This window comes from Streptomyces sp. NPDC027962 (assembly GCF_055566095.1).
On sequence record NZ_JBVHTA010000047.1, the window covers coordinates 20,863 to 42,457 of the forward strand.

Consider the following 21,595-nt stretch of genomic DNA (forward strand, 5'->3'; position numbering starts at 1 on the left):
TCAGGCCTTTCCCGGGGTTGCGTGGACAGGGGCGGCACCGATGCCGGGCGCCGCGGGCAGAGTGAGGGCGCCACGGGTGATTCGTACGCCGGTGAACGGGTCGTCGAGGAGGCCGAGGGGCCCGTCGAGGTCGAGGTGGTCGGCGAGGCCGGCCAGATGCGCCATGGCTGTGGTGCCGAGGACGCTCTCGACCTTGCAGCCGAGTATGGTCTTCAGGCCGCAGGCCCGGGCGAGGGCGAGCATCTCCTGCGCGTGGGCCAGGCCGCCGCATGTGAGCAGCTTGATGTTAATGCCGCTCACGCGGCCGCGGAGCAGCAGCACGTCCTCGGGTCCGTTGCAGTCTTCGTCGGCGAAGACGGGCACCGGGGATCGCTCGTGCACGTACTGGAGGTCGTCGAGCGTGCCGGGGGCCACGGGCTGCTCCAGCAGTTCGACGCCGTGCCGGTGCAACTCCTCCGCAACGCGCAGGGCCTGGTCGGGAGTCCATGAGCCGTTGCCGTCGACGCGGATGCGGCCGTGGTACACCGAGCGAAGGATTCCGGCCCGGCTTCCGTCGTCCTCGGGGGTGAGCTTCAGTTTCAGGATCGGCCAGTCCCGCAACTGGCGTGCCTTCTGCCTCAGTTCGTCGTCGGTGCCGGCGCCGATGGAGACCGCGGTGGGCGCGACGGGCAGACCGTCGAGCCCGAGGAGCCGGTACAGCGGCTGCCCGCCGGCCTTGCCGAGCAGGTCGTGCAGCGCCATATCGACGGCGGACCGGGTCGTGGGGCTCACCCAGCTGAGCCGGTCCAGCGCATGGCGCAATCCGTGCGGAGTGGTTCCCTCGAGCAGCGGTGCGCAGGCGTCGAGTTCGGCCCTGTCGGCGCCGCGGGCGGTCCCGTAGCCGCGCAGACCCTGCCAGTCGATCTCGACAATGCCCTGGCGTACCTCGGTGGTGACGCCGGTGTTGCTGGCGAACGGCCGCCTCAGACCGATGACGATCTGCCGGTGGGCGAGCTTCATCCCAGCGCCTCCTCGAAGGCGGCGACGGCACCGCAGGCTTGTCGGAACGTCAGTGCCCGGAAGCCCTCGGGCTCGATGAGCACGGCGGGGTCGCGCAGGACGTCGTCGCCGGGCACTCCGCTGCCGCTGCGGAAGCGTCCCCGCAGGTACTCCGACAGCTGGTCGCGGTTTCCGTCCAGCCAGGTCAGAGTCGTGTCGAAGGCCGACTCGCGATGTGACGCCCGTAGCCGCCGGAACAGCTCACCGAGAACTTCGGCGTCGCGCGGCGACGTGCTCGGTGGGCAGAGCATAAAGGCCTGGGCGGGCAGCAGCACGAAGGCCACCGGGTTGGCGGCGTCGAAGTTCTCGACCAGCGGGTCGGTGATGGCGCGCAGGGACCGCACCGTGGAGCGCCGGGACAGATAGCCGCCACGCCGGGGCGGGCAACCGGCCATGGCCCGGGCACCCCAGTGGAGGTGGGTGATGAACGGGCTCTCGGGCGGACCGGCCGGGGCGTCCGGATGGTGCGTGTCGAGCAGCGTGAACAGCACGTTGGTGAGCTGGAGCGACATCACCGGCAGTACCGGGGGCAGCTCGGGCAGCCGCGTGAAGAACTTCGCCGGTTCCACCAGCGCGTGCACCGTGAGCATGGTCGCCTCGGCCAGGGAGCGTGCCGAGGGATAGCGGTGGCCGTCGAGGACGTAGCCGGCGCCGTCCGGCCGCAGATCGCAGCGGCCTACCTCACCGTCCAGACGTACGGACTGGCTGACCAGTTCGGCGAACGCCTGGTTGCGGCCCTGTGCTCCCGCCCGCTCCAGAAGGAGGGTGAGCATGTCGGTGACGAGCGGGGCGTTGTCCACGAGTGCGGCAGCCCACTGCCGGAATCGGTACCCGGGCAGGGCCAGCATCCGCTGCCAGTGCAGGTCGACCAGCGGGACCAGCTGCCCGTCCACCTCGGCTTGCACCAAGGGGCAGAAGAGGGGCTTGCCGCGGTCGCGGCGAACGAAGCGAGTGCCGTCCCATGTGTGCAGCGGGAGGATGTGCCGCTTGCCCTCGACGATGAGCGAACCGGGCTGGTACGCCGCGTCGCCGCCCTCCGTGTCGGCCTCGGTACGGGTGAAGCCGTAGATCAGCGGATAGCCGTGTCCGCCGCCGCAGATGGCGGTGTTGAAGTCCATCGGTCCCGACCTGCCGGCGGCGATGTCGTCCCAGTTGCCCAGGTGCCCGGTGCGCGGTGGCAGCAGCGTCGGGTCGGTGTCGAGCGCGTCGAGAAGGGCGCCGATGGGAACATCACGGGTGCCGACGTGTACCGGGACGAAAGTCTTCGCTCCAGCGGCGAGAGCGTCGGCGTCGGCGGCCGGGCGCAGGCCGAGCTGATCGAGAATGTGCGTCATGAGGGCGTGTCCTCCTGCGCGCGCATCTGCCGAAGCAGGTACGGCAGCGTGCCTCCGGCCAGCAGGACGTCCCATTCGCCCGCCGACTGCACATCGGCGCGCACTACGAATTCCCTCGCGTCGGCGGTGACCCGCACCTCACCGGTCTCCCGTACTCGGTCCAGGTCCAGCGCGAAGTCCTCGCGGCCGCAGAGATCGAGGTCGGCCCAGCTGTGCCCGGTGGGCAGGAGCAGCGGCAGGATGCCCATGGCACACAGGTTGGCGCGGTGGATGCGCTCGAAGCTCTCCGCGAGGACGGCCCGGACACCGAGCATCCAGGGTCCCTTGGCCGCCCAGTCGCGGGACGATCCCATGCCGTAGTTGCGGCCGGCCAGCACGACCACGGGGGTGCCGGTTTCGGCGTAGCGTCGGGCGGCGTCGAAGACCGGCAGACGGGTGCCGCTCGGGAGGTGCAGCGTGGTGCCTTCGCTGTCGCCCTCGCCGACCAGCAGGTTGCGCAGTCGGGGGTTGCTGAAGGTGCCACGGGCCATCACTTCGTGGTTGCCGCGGCGCGACCCGTAGGAGTTGAGGTCGTGGACGCCGTGCTCGACGAGGTGCCGGCCGGCGGGCGATTGTCCCGGGATGGCGCCGACCGGTGAGATGTGGTCGGTGGTGATGTCGTCGCCGAGTGCCAGGAGGACACGGGCTCCGGTCATCGAGCCGAGACGGGGGGCGGCATCGACGTACGCGGGGGGCCGGATGTACGTGGAGGTCTCGTCCCAGGCGTACACCTCGTCGTCCGACGCGGTGATCGCCTCCCAGGCCGCGCCGTGCACGTCGTCGTGCCCGAACATCTCCGGGGTGACGTACTGGTCCTCCAGCTCTCGCAGTTCACCGTTGTGCGGCCACAGATCCCGGAGGTGGACCGGCCGGCCGTTGTCGTCCGTGCCGAGTGGCTCGGTCTCCAGGTCGGTGAGAACAGTGCCCGACAGGGCCAGGGCGACCACGAGGGCCGGGGAGGCGAGGTAGCTGGCACGGACCTGGGTGTGGACGCGGGACTCGAAGTTCCGGTTGCCGCTCAGCACGGCGGCCACCGTGAGGCCCGCGTGGCCCACCGCTTCGACGACCCCGGGGTTGAGCGGGCCGCTGCCGCCGTTGCAGCTCATGCAGCCGTACCCGGTGACATGGAAACCCAGTTCTTCGAGGTCGGCGAGCAGCCCGGAGCCGGCCAGGTACCGGGTGACTGCGCGGGAGCCGGGCGAGAGGCTGGTCTTGACGTGCGAGGGCACCCTCAGGCCTCGCTCGACCGCGCGGCGGGCGAGCAGTCCGGCGGCCAGCATCGCCTTCGGGTTGGAGGTGCTGGTGCAGGACGTGATGGCGGCGATGGCCAGGTCTCCGTCGCGGACGTTCCCCTCGGTGCGGATCTCGCCGGGGTGGAGGGCCGCGAAGGAGGCGGGCAACTCGCCGAGGGAGATCCGCTGGTCGGGGCGGCTTGGTCCGGCAAGACCCGGGCCGACCTCACCGAGGTCGAAGTCGATGGTCCGCCCGAAGACGGGCTGGGTCCCGTCGCGCAGCATCCGCTGACGCTTGCAGTACTCCCGGACCCGGCTCACCTGGGCTTCGCTGCGCCCTGTGCGCCGCAGGTAGTACAGGGTCTCCTCGTCCACGGGGAAGTACGCGGACATGACGCCGTACTCGGGAGCCATGTTGGCGATGGTGCAGCGGTCGGGTGCGGTGAGCTCCGAGACGCCCGGGCCGGTGAACTCCAGCATCAGGGCGCGTACGTCCTCCTGGCGCAGCCGACGGGTCAGCGCGAGCACCACGTCGGTGGGCGAGGTGCCCGGGCTCACCGCGCCGGTGAGGCGGACGCCGACGATCTGAGGGATGCGGATCGGCTGGGCGAGGCCCAGCATCTGGGCCTCCGCCTCCAGGCCGCCGATGCCCCAGCCGAGCACGCCGAGGCCGTTGACCATGGTGGTGTGGCTGTCGGTGCCGAGCACGGTGTCGGGAAGAAGGGTGCCGTCCGGGCCCTCGGCGACGACGGTGGCGAGCTGTTCCAGATTGACCTGGTGCACGATGCCGTGGCCTGGCGGGATGACACGCAGCCCGTCGAACGCCCCCTCGGCCCACTTCAGGAACGCGTAGCGCTCGCGGTTGCGGGACATCTCCAGCGCCTCGTTGAGGCCGAGCGCGTCCGGACGGCCCGCCCAGTCGGTCTGCACGGAGTGGTCGACGACGACGTCGACGGGCAGCGCGGGGTTGACCTCGGAGGGACGGGCGACGCGGTCGCGCAGAGCTGCAAGGTCGACGAGCAGGGGGATGCCCGTGTAGTCCTGCACGAGGATACGGGCGGGACGGAACGGCATCTCCAGCCCCGGCTCCTCACCGCGTGCGAGGCGCGCGCCGAGAACGGCGGCCCGCGACGGGTCGCCGCCCCGCAGCAGGGACTCGAGCAGGACGCGCCCGGTGTACGGGACAGCGTTCAGATCGAAGTCATGTGTCGCGGCGAATTCGGGCAGCGAGGTCGCCGACGACTTCCTGGGGCTCATCGCTCGTCCACCTTCCGGTACGTCCGCCCATGCGGGCCCACATAGGCGAGCAGCGGCCGGATCAGCACGTTGTTGGACTGCTGCTCGAGCGCTTGGGCGACCCAGCCGGGGGCCCGGCCGATGACGAAGAGCGGCACGGCCAAGTCGTCGGGCAGACTGAGCAGCCGGTAGGCGAGCCCGGCATAGAGGTCCACGTTGGCGGCGACGCCATGGCGGCTGTAGGGACGCATAGCGACGGTCACGGCGTCGAGAATGTCGAGGCCCGTGGTGTCGCCCCGCTCTGCGCTCAGCTCGACGACCATGCGCCGCAGATGACGGACCCGGGGGTCCTCGGTCCGATAGACGCGATGGCCGAAGCCCATCACCGGCTCGCCTCGGCTCTGCAGCGCCGCGACATGGGCTTCGGCTCGCTCCGGGGAGCCGACCTGGTCGATGAGACCGACGACGCGTTCGGCGGCGCCACCGTGCACGGACCCGGCGAAGGCCGCGACGGCGGCGGTGATCGCGGCTGTCATTCCGGCGCGGCAGCCGATGGCGACACGGGTGGTGAACGCGGAGGCGTTGGAGCTGTGGTCGGCGTGGACGATGAAGCCCTTGTCGATGAACCGCACCGCAGCCGGCGACGGCCGCTCACCGAGCAGAACGCTGAGGAACGCCTCGGCGTGGGTGGCGTTGTCGGTCGGCGGAACGGGCTCGCGGCCACTGCGGTAGGCGTGGTGGGCCGCGACGATCATCGGTATGCGGGCAATCAGCGAGATGCCGATCTCGCGTGCCTCGGCATGGCCTTCGTCGGTGCCGGGGACCCTATGCATGCCGAACGACCCGAGCGCGGACACGCAGGTGCGCAGCACTTCCATGGGATGGGCGTGCGCGAGGGAGCGGACGAGGTCGAGGACAGGGGCGGGCAGCTCGCGTGCGGCGCGCAGTTGCTTCTCGAAGGTCTTCAGGGCTGCGGCGTCGGGGAGTTCACCGTGCACCAGCAGGTAGGCGACCTCCTCGAAGGACGCGTGTTCGGCCAGCTCGTGGATGCTGTACCCGCGGTACTCGAGAATCCCCTCGGCGCCGTCGATGTGCGTGATGGCGGTCTGGTCGAAGACGACGCCCTCCAGGCCGCGGTGTATGGTGCGGCGCTGGTGCGGCTCGCTCGTGCCCGCGGCGTCCTCCTTCTCCTCGGTGGCGGTCCGATCGGCAAGGGCGGCGGCGAACTCGCGGATGGCAGCGACCGAACGGAGCTTCAGCGTCAGGTCGTCGTCGACCTCGACACCGTACTCCTGCTCGATGGCGACCATCAGCGAGACATGACCGAGCGAGTCCCACTCCCTGACCGACTGGTATTCGAGCCCGTCCGTGACACGGCCATCGGTGATGCCGAGGGTCCGGGCAATGAGCTGGTCGACGTTGCTCACGATTTCCCTTCGGTTGAGGTCAGAGGCCTTCGTCAAGCCTGTTGCGCAGCGCGCCACGGTCGATCTTGCCGTTGCCGTTGACCGGCATCTCCTCGACGATGTGCACGGAGGACGGAGTCATGTAGAAGGGAAGGGCGGCCTCGCAGGCCTCGGCCAGCGCGACGGGGTCCGTGGCGCCGGAGACCACGGCGGTGATCGTGTCGGGGTCCGGCCACAGCAGGGCGACCGCCTCGACGGCGCCTGCGCCGCGCAGCACGGCCTCTATCTCACCCAGTTCCACGCGGTGGCCACCGACCTTGACCTGCTGGTCGTTGCGGCCGAGGCAGACGTACTCGCCGTCCTGCAGCCGAACCAGGTCTCCCGTGCGGTAATAGGTCTGGCCCTGGTGCACGAAGTAGCGTTCGGCGGTGATCTCGGGGGCCCGCCAGTATCCGGGGGTGGCCTGTTTCCCGGCCATGCAGAGCTCGCCGGTCTCCCCGTCCGGTACGGGGCGGAGTTCGTCGTCCACCACGAGGGGTCTGAGGCCCGGGTAGGGACGGCCGATCGGTACGTTGCCGTGCACGCAGGCCGCGGGGCTGGTCACCGGATCCCAGCGGTGAACCGTACAGGCGATGGTGAGCTCGGTCGGTCCGTACAGGTTCTCCACCACCGACTGCGGGGCGGCCGCCTGCCAGGCCTCGGCGGTGGCGCGGGGCAGCGCCTCACCGCAGAACAGGCTCCAGCGCAGCGTGGGCATGGTGCCCGGCCGGAGCACACCGCGATTGCGCAGGAGAGCGGCCACGGAAGGCACGGAGAACCACACCGTGATCCCGTTGCGGTCGAGGAACTTGAAGGGTGCCAGGAGTTCGATGGGTTCCATCGAGCACAGCCGGGCGCCGTTCTCCCAGGCCATGAAGAGGTCGAAGACCGACAGGTCGAAGGTCTGGTCGAAGGTCTGGGTGAGCCGGTCGTCGGGGGTCAGCCGGTACCGCTCCTGGTTGGCGTCGAGGAACGCGCGCACGTTGCCGTGAGTCACCGGGACGCCCTTCGGGACGCCGGTACTGCCTGAGGTGAAGAGAAGGTACGCGATGTCGTCGGGGGCGACGTCAGGGAGCTGCTCCAGCGGCGCGGCCACGGCGAGGTCCATCGCGTCCCGCACCACCACGTCTCCGAGGTCGCCGGCTTGGCCTGCCGCGACGTCCGGCAGCAGCACGACCGGCTTGCGTGGCAGGTCCTTCAACAACCGGGCGAGACCGGGGAGTGACGCGGCGTCGACGATCAACGCGTCGACGTCGGCACGCTCAAGCATGGAGCGAGTGCGCTCGGCCGGGAATCTCCGGTTCAGCGGTACGAACGCGGCGCCCGCGAACAACGCGGCGGCGACGCCCAGGTAGGACGCCTCGCTGCGGTGGGCGAAGACGCCGACACGGCGGGGACGGCCGGCGGCCGCCTCGAACAGCGCGGCGGCCCACCGGCGTGCGGTGATCGTGGCCTCTTCGTAGGTGTAGTCGCGGCGGCCGATGGTCAGAGCGACGCGGTCGGGCATGACGTGCGCGTGGTGGAGGAAGCCGGCACCCAGGCGCAAGTCCAGTGCTGCTGTCATGTCGCTCCGAACTCATCGGTGGCTGGACTCGGACGACGCTAGTAACAGCGTTCGACAGCGGGATGGTTTTGAGCGCAAACCCTTCAAACACCCTTAACCCGAAAACGACGAGGATCTTCGAAAACGGCCGTTGCCTCTTCGTAAGTGCTCAGGGGTGGGGAGCCGTCGTTCCCGAACGCCGCGATCGAGGACTTCGTGATCGCGCGTGGGGACGGCTCGCCGGTGTTTCTGATCGCCAACATGGTCGACGATCTCGACGAGGGCATCAACCAGGTCATCCGGGGTGAGGAGCACCTGTCGAACACGCCGAAGCAGCAGCTGCTGTGGTAGGCACTGGGGGCGACGCCGCCGGTGTGGGCGCACCTGCCGGTGATCGTGAACGAGAAGCGGCAGAAGCTGTCGAAGCGGCGGGACAAGGTCGCGCTTGAGGACTACATCGCCGAGGGGTACCTGCCGGAGGCGATGCTGAACTACCTGATGCTGCTCGGGTAGGGTCCGGGCGGGGACATCGAGATCCGGCCGTTCGAGGAGCTGGAGCGGCTGTTCCGGGTCAAGGATGTCAGCGGGTCGTCGGCGTTCTTCGATGTGAAGAAGCTGGCGGCGTTCAACGGGGAGTACATCCGGGCGATGGCCCCGGAGGCGTTCGCCGAGGCGTGCGTGCCGTGGCTGACCGCTCCGTACGCGCCGTGGAAGCCGGAGGCGTACGACGCGGCGGCCTTCGCGACGCTTGCGGAGCTGGCGCAGACCCGGCTGACGGTGCTGAGCGAGATCACGAAGTACGTGGACTGGTACTTCCTGGAGGAGACGCCGGAGGACGAGGTGTCGTGGACGAAGGCGATGAAGTCCGGGGCCGAGGCCATCGTCAAGGACTGCCGTGAGCGGTATGCCGCGGTGGCGGAGTGGGACACGGAGTTGCTGAAGACGGTGTTGGAGGAGGTCGCCGCCGGGCACGGCCTGAAGCTCGGCAAGGCGCAGGCTCCGGTGCGGGTCGCGGTGACCGGGCGGACGGTCGGACTGCCGCTGTTCGAGTCGCTGGAGCTGCGTGAGCGGACGCTGGCCCGGCTGGATGTGGCGCTGGCGAAGCTCGCCGGCTGACGACGGCCCCGCCCAGTGAGGGCGAGGCCCACAGCATCAGATCGATGGCGCCGCCGTCTGGACCAGGAGACTGGACCAGGCGGCGGCGAAGTGTGTGGTGTCGAAGCGGGCGAGTGCGGTGTAGGCGGAGTGGTTGTCCCGGGCCGGGGTTTTCGCCCGGTCTCGGACCTGTTCCACCCGCGCCCTTCGGCGCAAGGGCCACGAGGTGGCCCGCTGCACCGTCGAGCGGCTGATGGCCGAGCTCGGCATCGAGGGCGTCATCCGTGGCCGGCGGCGCCGCACCACCATCCCGGAGCCGTCGGCACCCCGCCCGCCGGACCTGGTCGACCGCGACTTCACCGCCTCCCGGCCCGACCAGCTCTGGGTGGCGGACATGACCTATGTCCGCACCTGGTCCGGCTGGGCATACGTGGCATTCGTCCTGGACGTGTACTCACGGACGATCGTCGGCTGGCAGGTCGCGAACCACATGCGGACCGAACTTCCGCTGGACGCCCTGGAGATGGCGCTGTGGAGACGGAGGATCAAGAAGGACTCCGGCCTCGTTCATCACAGCGACCGTGGGTCGCAATACGTGTCAATTCGGTATACCGACCGGCTGTCCGACATCGGCGCCTCAGCGTCGGTCGGCTCGGTCGCGGACTCGTATGACAACGCGATGGCCGAGGCCCTGAACGGCACCTTCAAGGCCGAGCTCATCGAGATGCAGGGCCCCTGGAAGGACGTCGACCAGGTCGAGCGGGCGATCTTCCAATGGATCACGTGGTACAACGAAGAACGCCTCCACTCCGCACTCGACTACTTACCGCCCGCCGAGTACGAGCAAGCCTTCTGGCGGAGCCAGGAGCAAGTCCTGCAGTCCGCCTGAACCATCAAGATCGGACTCTGCAAAAGCCGGGGCAGCTCAGCCCGGCGCTGAGGACGAGAACCCGGTCCAGCGGGCTCGGGCAGTGCTCGAAACCTGCGGCTGGCCCGCGAAGGGCGTCAAGTACCTGAGCCTGACGCACCGCAGCCGCCCATGGCTACTCCAACCTCCTTCAGCTTTACAGCAAACGAGGAAGCCATGGGAGGGACGACCTTCTGGAGGGAACTGAGCCCTACGCCCAGTTCATGAAGACCATCGAGGAGCTGTGCGCCGCCTACGAAGCCCAGGAGTACGCCCACCTCACCACCCTCCTTGGCACAGGGCCCCTCACCATCCGCAAGCACTCGGACAAAGCCAAGATCAACGACATACTCCAGGAGATCACCGCAGTCCGGGCCACCGGCACCGTCGGCGACGTCCTCGACGCCGTTACCCGCGCCAAGCTGATCACTCCGCCGGGCAGGGTCAAGTCCATCGAACGCACCATCGGCGCGGAGGGCCTCGACGAACGTGCTCAAAGAGACGTCGACTTCGCGGCCAGCCTGCGCGCCGTCAATTACCAGGAGGTCGTCCGGCTCACCCAATACCGCAACGAGCTCACTCCCTTCTCCACCCAGCATGGGGTTAAAGGCGACGAGTACGAGAACGTCGTGGTCATGATCGACGACAGCGCATGGAACCAGTTCAACGTCGACCGCATGCTCACCGGAGACGACCACCGCAAGGAACGGGCCATCCGCTCCCGCAACCTCTTCTACGTCTGCTGTTCCCGAGCCATCAGGCGTCTCGCCGTCGTCTTCGTGACTCCGCTTAGCCCTCGAAGTGAAGCAGTGGCACGCGAATGGTTCAGCGGCGCTACGGTCCACGACTAATGCTCTGACCGCGCAGCGCCGCCCGGATTGACCTGCGATCACCCCGTTCACCGTGCATGTCGGAGACAAGGGGTGGTCAGGGCGCTCAACAATGACGGTGGAGCACTTTGTAGAGGTCCGACAGTCACCGGTGCTCGTCGCTTGGAACGGGGTGACCCGGCGCAGTTAGCTCAACTCAGGTCGCCCTGGTGGGGTCGCTGGCAGCGCCACCGGTGGACGGCCGGTGGACAGACTCTCCGTGAAGGTTGACGGGCAATCAGGTATTCCTGATGCATCGTTACCTATTCAAGATCATCTTGCACACGCGTTGCACAAGGTGATGAAAGACAGCGGTGATCAACGGAAGGCCGAGAAAGGGTGTAACCGCAGGTCGTCAGGCATTTAGGGGTGTCGTGCCCCTTGCCACCGAGGGGCACGACACCCCGCCGGTCAGATGTCGCGGAAGATCTCGATCTGCGCCCCCACCGAGTTCAGCCGCTCAGCCAGGTCCTCGTAACCGCGGTTGATGACGTACACGTTGCGCAGTACCGAGGTGCCCTCGGCCGCCATCATCGCCAGCAGGACGACCACCGCCGGGCGCAGGGCCGGCGGGCACATCATCTCCGCGGCGCGCCAACGCGTCGGGCCCTCGACGAGGACGCGGTGGGGGTCGAGCAGCTGGAGGCGGCCGCCGAGGCGGTTGAGGTCCGTGAGGTAGATGGCGCGATTGTCGTAGACCCAGTCGTGGATCAGCGTCTGGCCCTGGGCAACGGCCGCGATCGCCGCGAAGAACGGCACGTTGTCGATGTTCAGGCCGGGGAAGGGCATCGGGTGGATCTTGTCGATCGGGGCCTCGAGTTTGGAGGGCCGTACCGTCAGGTCCACCAGCCGGGTCCGGCCGTTGTCCGCGGCGTACTCGGGGGTGCGGTCGTGGTCGAGGCCCATCTCCTCGAGCACCGACAGCTCGATCTCGAGGAACTCGATCGGCACCCGGCGGATCGTCAGCTCCGACTCGGTGACGACCGCCGCGGCGAGCAGGCTCATCGCCTCGACCGGGTCCTCGGAGGGGGAGTAGTCGACGTCCACGTCGATGTGGGGTACGCCGTGCACGGTCAGTGTCGTCGAGCCGACGCCCTCGACCTTGACCCCGAGCGCCTCGAGAAAGAAGCACAGGTCCTGAACCATGTAGTTGGAGGACGCGTTGCGGATGACGGTCACGCCGTCGTACCGGGCGGCGGCCAGCAGGGCGTTCTCGGTGACGGTGTCGCCGCGCTCGGTCAGCACGATCGGGCGGGTGGGCGAGACGGAGCGGTCCACCACCGCGTGGTAGATGCCCTCGGTGGCGGTGATGTCCAGGCCGAAGCGGCGCAGCGCGATCATGTGCGGTTCGATGGTCCGCGTTCCGAGGTCGCAGCCTCCGGCGTACGGCAGCCGGAAGTTGTCCATCCGGTGCAGCAGGGGGCCGAGGAACATGATGATGGAACGGGTCCGGCGGGCGGCCTCCACGTCCATCGCGTCCATGTCGAGCCCGGCCGGCGGCACGATCTCCAGGTCACGGCCCTCGTTGATCCAACGGGTCCGTACGCCGACGGAGTTGAGTACCTCCAGCAGCCGGTAGACCTCCTCGATACGGGCGACGCGGCGCAGCACCGTACGCCCCTTGTTGAGCAGCGAGCCGCACAGCAGGGCCACGCAGGCGTTCTTGCTCGTCTTGACGTCGATGGAGCCCGAGAGCCGGCGCCTGCCGACCACGCGCAGGTGCATGGGACCCGCGTAACCGAGAGAGACGATCTCACTGTCCAGCGCTTCACCGATGCGGGCGATCATCTCAAGACTGATGTTCTGATTGCCGCGCTCAATACGGTTCACCGCGCTCTGGCTGGTGCCGAGCGCGTCGGCGAGCTGCGTCTGTGTCCAGCCACGATGCTGGCGGGCGTCACGGATGAGCTGGCCGATGCGTGCGAGGTAGTCGTCTGCCATGGCTGGAAGGCTATCTCACATATGAGATGTGACTGAGCCGGGTTAAGCCGTTCGGGTGACACCCGGTCATGCACAGACTCTGCCTCGATGGTCGGCGCACCCGCCGGGCACCGGCCACCGCGGGCAGGGGGCAGGCCGTCCGGGCCAGACTCGACCTGCCTCCGGCGGACGCGACGCACCGGCGGGTGCTGGCGGTGCTCACGTACCTCCGAGCCTGAGCGGCGGCTTCGGCAGCCCGCCGCCGGGGCCGTCGGCCAAGGTCACGCGTGCAGGGCGCAAAGCCCTGCACCTCGGAGAGGTGCAGGGCCCCGCCGCCGTCGCGCCGGCGCCGCGCGACCGGTCGTCAGCCCAGTTGCTCGGCCATGACGTGTCGCGCGATGTCGGCCATGCGCGGGTTCGTCTCCCGGTGGTGCCGGCGCTCCAGCAGCGCGACCGACAGGGCCCAGCCGCACTCCCGCGCCCATGTGCCGTCGTCGGCCCCGACTGCGGCACGGAAGACGTCCCGAGCCTCGGCAGGGAGCACGACAAGCGCGCCCCGGGTTTCGAGGCCGAACGCGTCCGGGAGTCCGAAGTCCCGCGTGCGAAGGCCGAGAAGCAGGCCGCCGTGATCCGGGCAGAGACAAAACGTGAGGTGGCCGCCATCATCCCCGGCGGGAACCGGGCCGCACGGACCACGCCGCCGTCGCACCCGCAGACAGATTTCCCTCCTGCACGCAGCGGATACGGGAGGGCGACCCTCGCCGTGTCGATCGTTACCGGCTGACGGCGAGGCCGGGTCAAGGTGGGGTGGGCACGGTCCATCTCGGTCGCTCTCCGGGCGAGCGCCTGCGCGCGGATGCAGGCGCCACCCGCGCTCCGTAAGCTCGTGGACGGCGGGTGGCCTCCGCTCAGGAGCAGTAAGGCCACTGCTGGCTGCAGAGCCTGGCCATGCCGGCGGCCGGAAAACCGGTCCCCTCACGAGGCATCCTGGATGCCGAGACGTTGGACGTGAAGCCTTTCATGACCACACCGCGGAACCTGCTGATCGTTGTCATGGCTTCCGGCCAGCCAGTGGAATCGGGCAACCTGTCGCTCGCACTCGCAGGAGCCGAGCTGATCGACCTGCTCGAGTCCCGGGTCATCGGACTGGACGACGATCGCGTCGTGCCGATCGACGAGTTGGCACCGGGTGATCGCCTCTTGGGCGAGGCCGCCGCCTCGCTGATCAGGGAAGAGCCGTACGAGTCGGTCAGCGACTGGCTCTGGCGCAGAGGTGACGCCCTGGCTGGGGCCTACACCGCCGCCTTCGAGGCCGAGGGACTGCTCATCCGGCTGCGCGGACGCGGGCGTCGCTCCGGGAGCGGTCAATCGGTCCTGGCCGATTCGCCCGCTCGCCGTCAGGCGACGGAGCGCTGGACGTCCGGCGAGCCTGCCCTCGTCGTCCTCGGGGAATCCGTCGGCCTCCGTGGGGAGCAGACAGGCGATTCGCCGGAGGTGGCCGACGACGCGGCGCTTGTACTGGCCGCTGTCAACGACGCGCTGGTGGAACTCGAGGCCGTTCGGCAACGGCGGAGCATCGAGCAGGACGCATTCGACAACGTCTGGCGTGGGTTCTGATGACGCACCCCGTGCACTGGCCGAGAGCTGCCTGCCCGGCAGAAACGGATACGTGAGCGCACGGGTCGGCTGCTGTGGGTCACCAACCGACGGTATGGCCCGGTGGCCCTGCCGTGTTCGACGGCGGTGCACTGGGGCCTGTGCACAACCGGCGGCCCGGCCCGGAACCGAACCGGAACGAGAAGGGACGAGTAAATGTCGAGCCGCGCGGGTGGCCGGCGGCGTACCGGAAGATGCTCTCCGGCTCCGCACGCTTCCGCATGGTGATCACCACGCGCTGACGCATCCGCCGGTCACGCCCTGGGGTGCGCGGCCCCGGTTCGGTACATCTGCGAAGAAGCGGATCACGAGTGCTCTCGTACGGCTCGTCCGCGATCCCAGGAGAGCGTGCCCCGCGCGCACCGGCGGGGTGATTGCGGCACGGCCATCCGGCGCGGACGCAGACATGACTCTGAGCAGAGTGAGCACCTTACTATGAAATGAGCTGATAGTTCGATACTCCCCTCCGGCGGAGGGAGGCACTCGTGCCCGCTGAGGTTCACAGAGGCGGAGAGGTCCCCCGCGTGGCGCGCAGCCCCGGGAGCATTGGCACCCGCCGATACCTGCCGGTCTCGGAACACGGGCTGATCGGAGATCTGCGCAGTGCCGCTCTCGTCGGAACGAACGGCACGGTCGACTGGTACTGCTGCTCCCGCTTCGACGCTCCCAGTGTCTTCGCCTCGATCCTCGACGCCGAGAAGGGCGGGAGCTTCGAGCTCGCGCCGGATATGCCGGCCCGCACGAAGCAGTTCTACTTCCCCGACACCAATGTGCTCATCACCCGCTTTTTCGCGGATGACGGCGTGGCCGAGATCCAGGACTTCATGCCGATTGTCGACGCCTCACGTGAGGCAGACCGGCACCGGCTGATCCGCAGAGTGGTCTGCGTCCGAGGTTCACTGCCCTTCCGCGCCCACGTCTCACCCCGGTTCGGGTACGCAACGGAGCCGCATACCGTCCGCACCGAGCAGGGCATTCCGGTCTTCGAGTCGGCCTCACTCTCCCTCGCGCTGACGTCCAGTGTGCCGGTGGAGAACGACGGCCGGGACGTATGGTCGCTCTTCAAGCTCCACGAAGGCGAGAGCGCGGTCTTCGCGCTCGACCGCGTCGGGGGCGCGGTGCCCCCCCGGTCCTGCGCTCTGGCCGAGGCGGAGGAACAGTTCCAGGCCACCGTCCGGTACTGGCGACGGTGGCTGTCCACGTCGCGCTACCGCGGCCGCTGGCGCGAGATGGTGCACCGCTCTGCACTGACGCTCAAGCTGCTCACCTATGTGCCGACCGGCGCCATCGTCGCTGCGCCGACAGCGAGTCTGCCCGAGCACATCGGTGGCGAACGGAACTGGGACTACCGCTACGTCTGGATCCGCGACTCGGCTTTCTGCGTCTACGCGCTTCTCCGGCTCGGCTTCACCGAGGAAGCACAGGCGTTCATGCGTTTCCTGATCGAGTTCGCCCAGCTCTCCGACTGCGGAACGAGCCCCTTGCAGATCATGTACGGCATCGACGGCAGCCGCGATCTGCCGGAGCGTGAGCTGTCCCACCTCGAGGGCTATCAAGGCTCTGCCCCCGTGCGCGTGGGCAACGACGCGGTCGGCCAACTGCAACTGGACATCTACGGCGCCCTCATCGACTCGATCTATCTCTACGACAAGTGGGGGGAGCCGATATCCAGCGCGCACTGGGACACCGTCTGTGCTCTGGTCGACTGGGTCCGCGACAACTGGGACCAGCCCGACGAGGGCATATGGGAGACCCGTGGCGGGCGCAAGAGCTTCCTGTACTCGCGACTGATGTGCTGGGTGGCGATCGAGCGGGCGATGCGCTTGGCTCAGCGCCGCGGGTTGCCGGCCGACCTGGCGCGCTGGGGCGGCACGCGCGACACGATCTACCGTCAGATCATGAACCGCGGCTGGTCGGCCGATCGGAAGGCTTTCCTCCAGCACTACGGAGACAGCGTCCTCGATGCCTCCGTGTTGATGATGCCGCTGGCCAAGTTCATCTCCCCGACGGATCCGAAGTGGCTCTCCACGCTGGACGCACTGGGCGAGGAATTGGTCTCCGACTCCCTGGTCTACCGATATGACCCGCAGGCCAGCCCGGACGGACTGCGGGGCGAGGAAGGGACGTTCTCGATCTGCTCCTTCTGGTACGTCGAGGCCCTCAGCCGCGCCGGACGCCTGGAGGAGGCCCAGCTGGCCTTCGAGAAGATGCTCACGTACGCCAACCATCTCGGGTTGTACGCGGAGGAAATCGGTCGCACCGGCGAGCAGAGCGGCAACTTCCCGCAGGCGTTCACACATCTCGCCCTGATCAGCGCGGCGTTCAACCTCGACCGGGCACTGGGCTGAACAGCGCCGGTGGCGGAGGCCACGGGCGCTGTGCCTCGCCGCCGCGCGACCGGTCGTCAGCCCAGTACCTCGGCGATGACGTGCCGCGCGATGTCGGCCATGCGCGGGTTCGTCTCCCGGTGGTGCTGGAGCTCCAGCAGCGCGACCGACAGGGCCCAGCCGCGCCCCCGCGCCCATGTGGCGTCGTCGGCCCCGACGGCGGCACGGAAGACGTCCCGGGCCCCGGCCGGAATCACGTACCATGCCGCGATCATGTCGACGGCGGGCTCGCCCAGGCCCAGGCAGCCGAAGTCGATGACGGCACTCAGCCGCCCACGGCTGTCGATCAGCAGGTTCCCGGGCTGCAGGTCCGCGTGGATCCACACGTCAGGGCCGTTCCAGGCGGGCGCCGCGAGCGCCGCCTCCCACACGGCGAGCGCACGGTCGGCGTCGACGATCACGTCGAGATGTATGAGCGCCTCGCGTGTGACGGCGTCCCTCGCGGAGAGTCGTCCGCCCCGGTAGGAGGCCGGCCCGCCCGCGGGATCGATCCGGTGCAGCGCCACGGCGAACTCCGCGAGGTCCCGTGCGAGCGGACCGGGTTGCGGGATGCGCCCGACGGCGGGGTTCTCGCCCTCGAGCCACCGATAGACCGACCACGGCCGGGGGAAGGACTCCGCCGGGCTGCCCTGGCCCAGCGGTTCGGGGACGGCGGCCGGAAGCGCCGGGGCGAGCCGCGGCAGCCACCGGTGCTCCTTCGCCACGTCGTCCGCCGAGCCGTCGGTGCGGGGGAGCCGGACGACCATGTCGTCCCCGAGCCGGTACATGTCGTTGGAGGTGCCCGCGGAGTCGATCGCCGTGACGGGCAACTGCGCCCACTGCGGGAACTGTGCGGCGAGCAGCGAGCTCACCACGCCCGTGTCGACGCCGGTGCGGTCGGGCCGGTCGGATGGCATCCCGCGAGCCAAGCGGCACGCCGCATCGCGCGTCAAAGGATTATCGGGTCCGCGGAGGCCGCTCACGGGTGTCCTTTGACATCCAACTCAGTCGTTGCAGACTGTCTGACCTGGGCGGACTAGCTTGGATGTCAAGGTGCCCGAGCGCGCCCGGGCCGTCTCAAGCGCGCTCAGTCCTCGATGTGGAGTTCCGGTCGGGTCCAGAGAGCGAGGTCGCTGCTGGTGGCGACTGCCAAGGTGAGGCCGGACGGGGAAAAACCGGCAGCGCGCAGTTCCGAGTAATCGGAGTGGAAGACGTGCCACCAGGTGCCTCCAGCCGGTCCCTTGTGTGCTCCGCCGTCGGCGGAGAGGATGACGCGGTCGTGAGGCCATTCGGGACTGACGGTGTCCAGCGTCCAACCGTCCGGAGTGGTGCTGTGTAGACCGCCGCCGAAGAGGCCGGCGATGCGGACCGGGGTGCCGGCGATTGGACCGAGGCCGGGGCAGGTGAGGTCCGGGTGTGCGTCGGGGGTGCTGGTGGCGGGATCGGGATCGTGATCGCGTGCGATCTTCTCGCCGGTGACAGCATCGAAGAGTCCGTGTCCGTCGCTGGATACGACCATGACGAGGTCGTGTCCGGTGTCCGGGTGGACTGCGAAGCCGATGCCGAGCAGGCCCCCGATGGGTGTCCTGCGGTCCAGGACCGGTTGCCAGGGCGTCGGGGCTGGCATAACGGGGGCGGCAAGGTAGCGCTCCCGTAGCCGCTGCTGGTACTCCGTGATCAAGCCTGTCTCCTCGGTGCGGTTCGCGTCGAGGATCTCTCGCGCAGCGTCCCAAGTCGATGCGAATTCACCTGTCCGATGTGAGCATGGGCGTCCCGGAAGACGTTCGGCTTGCCGCTTAACCTCTTCTCTGTTGAGGGGGGAATGTGGAAAAGTCGATCTTGGTCGAGTCCATCAGGTACTCCGCTGTGTGCCAGGGATGCGGTGCCGAGGCAGAGTGGTGCGGCGTTCAGGCGCTGGTGGGCGAGACGCTGCGGTGGGATGTCGAGTCGACGTGTCCGACCTGTGGGTTCGTCGTGGCTGTTTGTGGCGGTGACCTGCCGGAGGGAATGCGTAGGCGACTGCTCTCCGAGCGCGGGCGGGCAAGGTTGCGGGTAAGCCCGCCGGTGAGGAATGCCAGCATCATGAGAGTGCTGCGGGCGGAGCTCGGCATCGGCCTGGACGGCGTTAAGGCCGTGCTGGAGCAGGTCCTGGCCGGGCAGTACTCAGGGACGCTGCCCGAGATGGAGCTCCTGGCCCGCAAGCTGCGGGCATCAGGTATTGAAGCGGCCGCTTCACGGACGGCGCATCCGGCCGGCACCTCTCCGAACGGGCCGGACGGACGTGCATGCACCGATCGTCGTGTAGTCGCGGAACCGGTCGCATGTGTCCCGGCGGCCAGCTTGTCGAACAACCGGTAGAGCGTGCGCTCAGAAGGCACCTTGATCTCGCCGCCGTCCTCACGGGACTCCAGGAGCTGCCTGGTCCGCCAGACGATGAAACCGATCGTCCTCGACGACGCATCGGCCGTCTCGGCGATCACCTGCCGCATCGCCTCGACCACCGCTGGGGCGACCCGGCCGAAGGCGGGCATCTGCTTGGCCGACCGGCCGTCGGCCAGCCCGACCAGCCCATCGTGCTGATAGCGCTGGCGTCGCTGCTTGATGCCGCTGGCCGTCATCGGATGTCCGGCCGCCGTCAGCTCGGCTGCCTTGGCCCGCTCGCGTTCCGCCAGCGAGTGCCGGACCGGGTCGAACTCCGGACGCGGCACCGACCCCCGGGGAGCATCCGGCGCCAGCCCGTGCAGCACCTCCAGAATGTGCTTCTCCCACCAAAGAGCCTGGTCGGCAACACTCTTGGGAAACTCCGCGAGCCGCGACGTCGGTGGAACCCGCCGCCTGCCGTCCGTCATCCTGCACCTCCGCCGGGCAGGCTCACGACCGTGCGCGGCCCCAGAAGTTCCTCTTCCAGACCCGAGGTGACCAGTTCCCGGCGCCAGAGCAGGTGGAACAGCGCAGGGAGCGTCGCGAACCGGTCCCCGGCGGTATCGGCCCCGGCCAGCAGCGGGGCCCGGCTCCGCGAAGACCTCCAGCAACCGGTCCGCGGCCGGGCTGAGCCTGCAGCGAGGGTGCCGGTAGCGCGAGAGCCACCGCACGTTCGCCAGCAGCACCGGCTTCGGCACCCCGACCTGCTCGAAGCCCCAGCCGGCCTGGGCGCAGGCCAGGCGCGTCACCGTGAACGCCTCGGTGTCCTTCGGCGCGATCCGGTCGTCGGCGCGAACATCGACCACCACGGCCGAGCTGTCCGCGCGGCGCAGGAAGTAGTCCGGGGCGTGCCGCCGCTCACGCTCGCCGTCGTGCCAGTGCAGCCAGAACGGCTGAGAGCCGATCCCGACCACCGAAGGATCGAAGTTCATCAGCACGAGCCGGTCGCGCTCCAGCCACGACTCGAAACCGACGTGCCGCCCGGTCGTCGCGGCTAGTACCACCCCGAAAAGTGACGCTCGCCCCGCGACCAGCGAAACGGACGGACTGGAGGAGCGTCCTCGAACCGGGCCGTCACGCAATCCAGCATCGGACGCCGTACCCGCTCGCGTACGGGGCTCATGTACGACAGCTCGACGCACGGCCCCGCGGACTCCACCCCAGCCGGTACAGCCACCCAGCACCCCCAGCGCGTCTCCTTCAGACGACTAGGTTGGCTGGCAAGGAAGCCCAAACGACTGGGTTCGCTGTCAAACGCCTCGATTGGATGACAGGGGACAGCGGAGGCCGCTCACGGGTGTCCTGTCTCAGTGAAGTTAGTCGCCGGGATCGCATGGACCTGCGTGGACTGGATTGGGTGAGACGGCTTCGTGAGGCACCGATTGGCTGCGTCGGTTTCAACCAGCAAGAGCACCCCAGGATGGCGGGGGCTCGATCGTGCGTGCTGAGCCGGCTGCGTTCGTGGCAGGATGGCGGCATGTTGAAGAGAAAGGTCGATGCCGCGTAGGCGTCCGAAGGCCGTCCGTGATGAGCGGTGGCGGCCTCGCAGACACGTTGTAGTTCGGCGGATCCGGGGCGTTTCCGCGAGGACTCGTGCAGCTGTCCGCCGCGTCGAGGATGAGCGGATGTGGCCTGGTGCAGTTGCTGACGCGCTCGCCCGTTTCGAGTGGGCGTTCAGGCAACCCGGCCGGTATCTGAATGCATCCCAGGTCTGGCAGCCCGGTCTGGAGGTGGAGTATGCCCGCGATGATCTGGAAGAGGTCATGCTTCACCTCCCGCGTGGTGCCCGGCGAGATCTCGGCCGACTGATTGCTCGTATCGACGATGAGTTCGAGCGTCGCACCCTGCCGAATCCTGGGCCGGTGAACGCCTTCAGGATGGGCGGCTGGTGGTGGTCAAGGATCCGTGAGTACTGAGAAGACGTTCGACTTGCCGCTCGACCTCTTCTCTGGTGAGGGGTGATTGTGGAAAAGTCGATCTTGGTCGAGTCCATCAGGTACTTCGCTGTGTGCCAGGGGTGCGGTGCCGAGGCAGAGTGGTGCGGAGTCCAGGCGCTGGTGGGCGAGACGCTGCGGTGGGATGTTGAGTCGACGTGTTCGACCTGCGGGTTCGCTCTGGCCGTTTGTGGCGGTGACCTGTCGGATGAAATGCGTAGCCGACTGCTCTCCGAGCACGGGTGCGCGAGGTTGCGCGTGAGCGGGCCGGTGAGCAACGCCACCGTTATGCGCGTGCTGCGGGCGGAACTCGGCATCGGCCTGGACGGCGTCAAGGCCGTGCTGGAGCAGGTCCTCAGCGGACAGTACTCAGGGACGCTGCCCGAGATGGAGCTCCTGGCCCGCAAGCTGCGGGCATCCGGGATTGACGCGGTCGCCTCGCGGACTGTGGATTGAGTGGGCCTGCTGCGCCGGGCTGATCTCGCTGCCGAGCGGAGCCTGTTTGCGCAGGCGGAGTGCCTCCTGGCGGCAGGTCGTAGAACATGTCAGGCGTCGAGGTC

17 protein-coding genes and 3 pseudogenes are annotated in these 21,595 nt (G+C 68.7%); 8 read left to right on the top strand and 12 right to left on the bottom strand.

Features of this window, described 5'->3' with window-relative positions:
• From ACZ4SA_RS31320 to ACZ4SA_RS31340, 5 genes are read right to left on the bottom strand one after another with little or no spacing between them, the layout of a single operon-like run.
• Entirely contained in the window at window positions 1–999 is a 999-nt protein-coding gene (locus tag ACZ4SA_RS31320) for an enolase C-terminal domain-like protein (RefSeq protein ID WP_468281202.1), read from the bottom strand.
• Entirely contained in the window at window positions 996–2,372 is a 1,377-nt protein-coding gene (locus tag ACZ4SA_RS31325) for a DUF6025 family protein (protein WP_468281204.1), read from the bottom strand. The genes ACZ4SA_RS31320 and ACZ4SA_RS31325 overlap by 4 nt, the downstream gene beginning before the upstream one ends.
• Entirely contained in the window at window positions 2,369–4,900 is a 2,532-nt protein-coding gene (gene acnA / locus ACZ4SA_RS31330) for an aconitate hydratase AcnA (protein WP_468281206.1), read from the bottom strand. The genes ACZ4SA_RS31325 and acnA overlap by 4 nt, the downstream gene beginning before the upstream one ends.
• Entirely contained in the window at window positions 4,897–6,306 is a 1,410-nt protein-coding gene (locus ACZ4SA_RS31335; protein ID WP_468281208.1) for a citrate/2-methylcitrate synthase, read from the bottom strand. The genes acnA and ACZ4SA_RS31335 overlap by 4 nt, the downstream gene beginning before the upstream one ends.
• Window positions 6,307–6,325: 19 nt before the next feature.
• Window positions 6,326–7,888: an amino acid adenylation domain-containing protein gene (locus ACZ4SA_RS31340; protein ID WP_468281210.1), complete on the bottom strand. Its 1,563-nt coding sequence runs from the start codon at window positions 7,886–7,888 to the stop codon at window positions 6,326–6,328.
• A gap of 156 nt (window positions 7,889–8,044) precedes the next feature.
• On the opposite strand from ACZ4SA_RS31340, the pseudogene ACZ4SA_RS31345 reads away from it, so the two are divergent.
• Window positions 8,045–8,983, top strand: a pseudogene (locus tag ACZ4SA_RS31345) (glutamate--tRNA ligase); the annotation flags it as partial.
• Window positions 8,984–9,019: 36 nt separating this feature from the next.
• On the opposite strand, the gene ACZ4SA_RS31350 reads toward ACZ4SA_RS31345, so the two are convergent.
• A complete protein-coding gene (locus ACZ4SA_RS31350) occupies window positions 9,020–9,160 on the bottom strand; it encodes a hypothetical protein (RefSeq protein WP_468281212.1) in 141 nt (46 codons plus the stop codon).
• Between the two features lie 28 nt (window positions 9,161–9,188).
• On the opposite strand from ACZ4SA_RS31350, the gene ACZ4SA_RS31355 reads away from it, so the two are divergent.
• Both ACZ4SA_RS31355 and ACZ4SA_RS31360 read left to right on the top strand, forming a co-directional pair.
• Entirely contained in the window at window positions 9,189–9,851 is a 663-nt protein-coding gene (locus tag ACZ4SA_RS31355; RefSeq protein WP_468281214.1) for an IS3 family transposase, read from the top strand.
• A 242-nt stretch (window positions 9,852–10,093) separates the two neighbouring features.
• Window positions 10,094–10,720, top strand: coding sequence for a hypothetical protein (locus tag ACZ4SA_RS31360; RefSeq protein WP_468281216.1), 627 nt, complete (start codon window positions 10,094–10,096; stop codon window positions 10,718–10,720).
• A 429-nt stretch (window positions 10,721–11,149) separates the two neighbouring features.
• Here ACZ4SA_RS31360 and ACZ4SA_RS31365 read toward each other — a convergent pair whose 3' ends face one another.
• Entirely contained in the window at window positions 11,150–12,679 is a 1,530-nt protein-coding gene (locus ACZ4SA_RS31365) for a helix-turn-helix domain-containing protein (protein WP_468281217.1), read from the bottom strand.
• Window positions 12,680–12,813: 134 nt separating this feature from the next.
• Between ACZ4SA_RS31365 and ACZ4SA_RS31370 the strand changes: the two are divergent.
• Window positions 12,814–12,897: pseudogene (locus tag ACZ4SA_RS31370) on the top strand (DNA-binding response regulator); the annotation flags it as partial.
• A gap of 125 nt (window positions 12,898–13,022) precedes the next feature.
• Here ACZ4SA_RS31370 and ACZ4SA_RS31375 read toward each other — a convergent pair.
• The gene (locus tag ACZ4SA_RS31375; protein ID WP_468281218.1) at window positions 13,023–13,202 is read right to left on the bottom strand and encodes a hypothetical protein; all 180 of its coding nucleotides are present in this window, start codon (window positions 13,200–13,202) and stop codon (window positions 13,023–13,025) included.
• A gap of 476 nt (window positions 13,203–13,678) precedes the next feature.
• Here ACZ4SA_RS31375 and ACZ4SA_RS31380 point away from each other — a divergent pair, with 476 nt between their 5' ends.
• On the top strand, window positions 13,679–14,275 hold the full coding sequence (locus ACZ4SA_RS31380) for a GPP34 family phosphoprotein (RefSeq protein WP_468281220.1): 597 nt from the start codon (window positions 13,679–13,681) through the stop codon (window positions 14,273–14,275).
• Between the two features lie 563 nt (window positions 14,276–14,838).
• The gene (locus tag ACZ4SA_RS31385) at window positions 14,839–16,662 is read left to right on the top strand and encodes a glycoside hydrolase family 15 protein (RefSeq protein ID WP_468281222.1); all 1,824 of its coding nucleotides are present in this window, start codon (window positions 14,839–14,841) and stop codon (window positions 16,660–16,662) included.
• Between the two features lie 56 nt (window positions 16,663–16,718).
• Here the strand turns inward: ACZ4SA_RS31385 and ACZ4SA_RS31390 are convergent, their stop codons facing one another.
• The 4 genes and pseudogenes from ACZ4SA_RS31390 to ACZ4SA_RS31405 all read right to left on the bottom strand — a co-directional run.
• The gene (locus ACZ4SA_RS31390; RefSeq protein WP_468281224.1) at window positions 16,719–17,597 is read right to left on the bottom strand and encodes an aminoglycoside phosphotransferase family protein; all 879 of its coding nucleotides are present in this window, start codon (window positions 17,595–17,597) and stop codon (window positions 16,719–16,721) included.
• Window positions 17,598–17,767: 170 nt separating this feature from the next.
• Entirely contained in the window at window positions 17,768–18,361 is a 594-nt protein-coding gene (locus ACZ4SA_RS31395) for a hypothetical protein (RefSeq protein ID WP_468281226.1), read from the bottom strand.
• Between the two features lie 226 nt (window positions 18,362–18,587).
• Window positions 18,588–19,529: a hypothetical protein gene (locus ACZ4SA_RS31400; RefSeq protein WP_468281258.1), complete on the bottom strand. Its 942-nt coding sequence runs from the start codon at window positions 19,527–19,529 to the stop codon at window positions 18,588–18,590.
• Between the two features lie 201 nt (window positions 19,530–19,730).
• Window positions 19,731–20,285 (bottom strand): annotated as a pseudogene (locus ACZ4SA_RS31405) (TnsA-like heteromeric transposase endonuclease subunit); the annotation flags it as partial.
• Between the two features lie 441 nt (window positions 20,286–20,726).
• Here ACZ4SA_RS31405 and ACZ4SA_RS31410 point away from each other — a divergent pair.
• Both ACZ4SA_RS31410 and ACZ4SA_RS31415 read left to right on the top strand, forming a co-directional pair.
• Complete coding sequence (locus tag ACZ4SA_RS31410) at window positions 20,727–21,017, top strand: hypothetical protein (RefSeq protein WP_468281227.1); 291 nt, start codon at window positions 20,727–20,729, stop codon at window positions 21,015–21,017.
• 288 nt (window positions 21,018–21,305) lie between these two features.
• Window positions 21,306–21,491, top strand: a complete 186-nt coding sequence (locus tag ACZ4SA_RS31415) for a hypothetical protein (protein WP_468281229.1) — start codon at window positions 21,306–21,308, stop codon at window positions 21,489–21,491.
• Window positions 21,492–21,595: the final 104 nt, after the last annotated feature.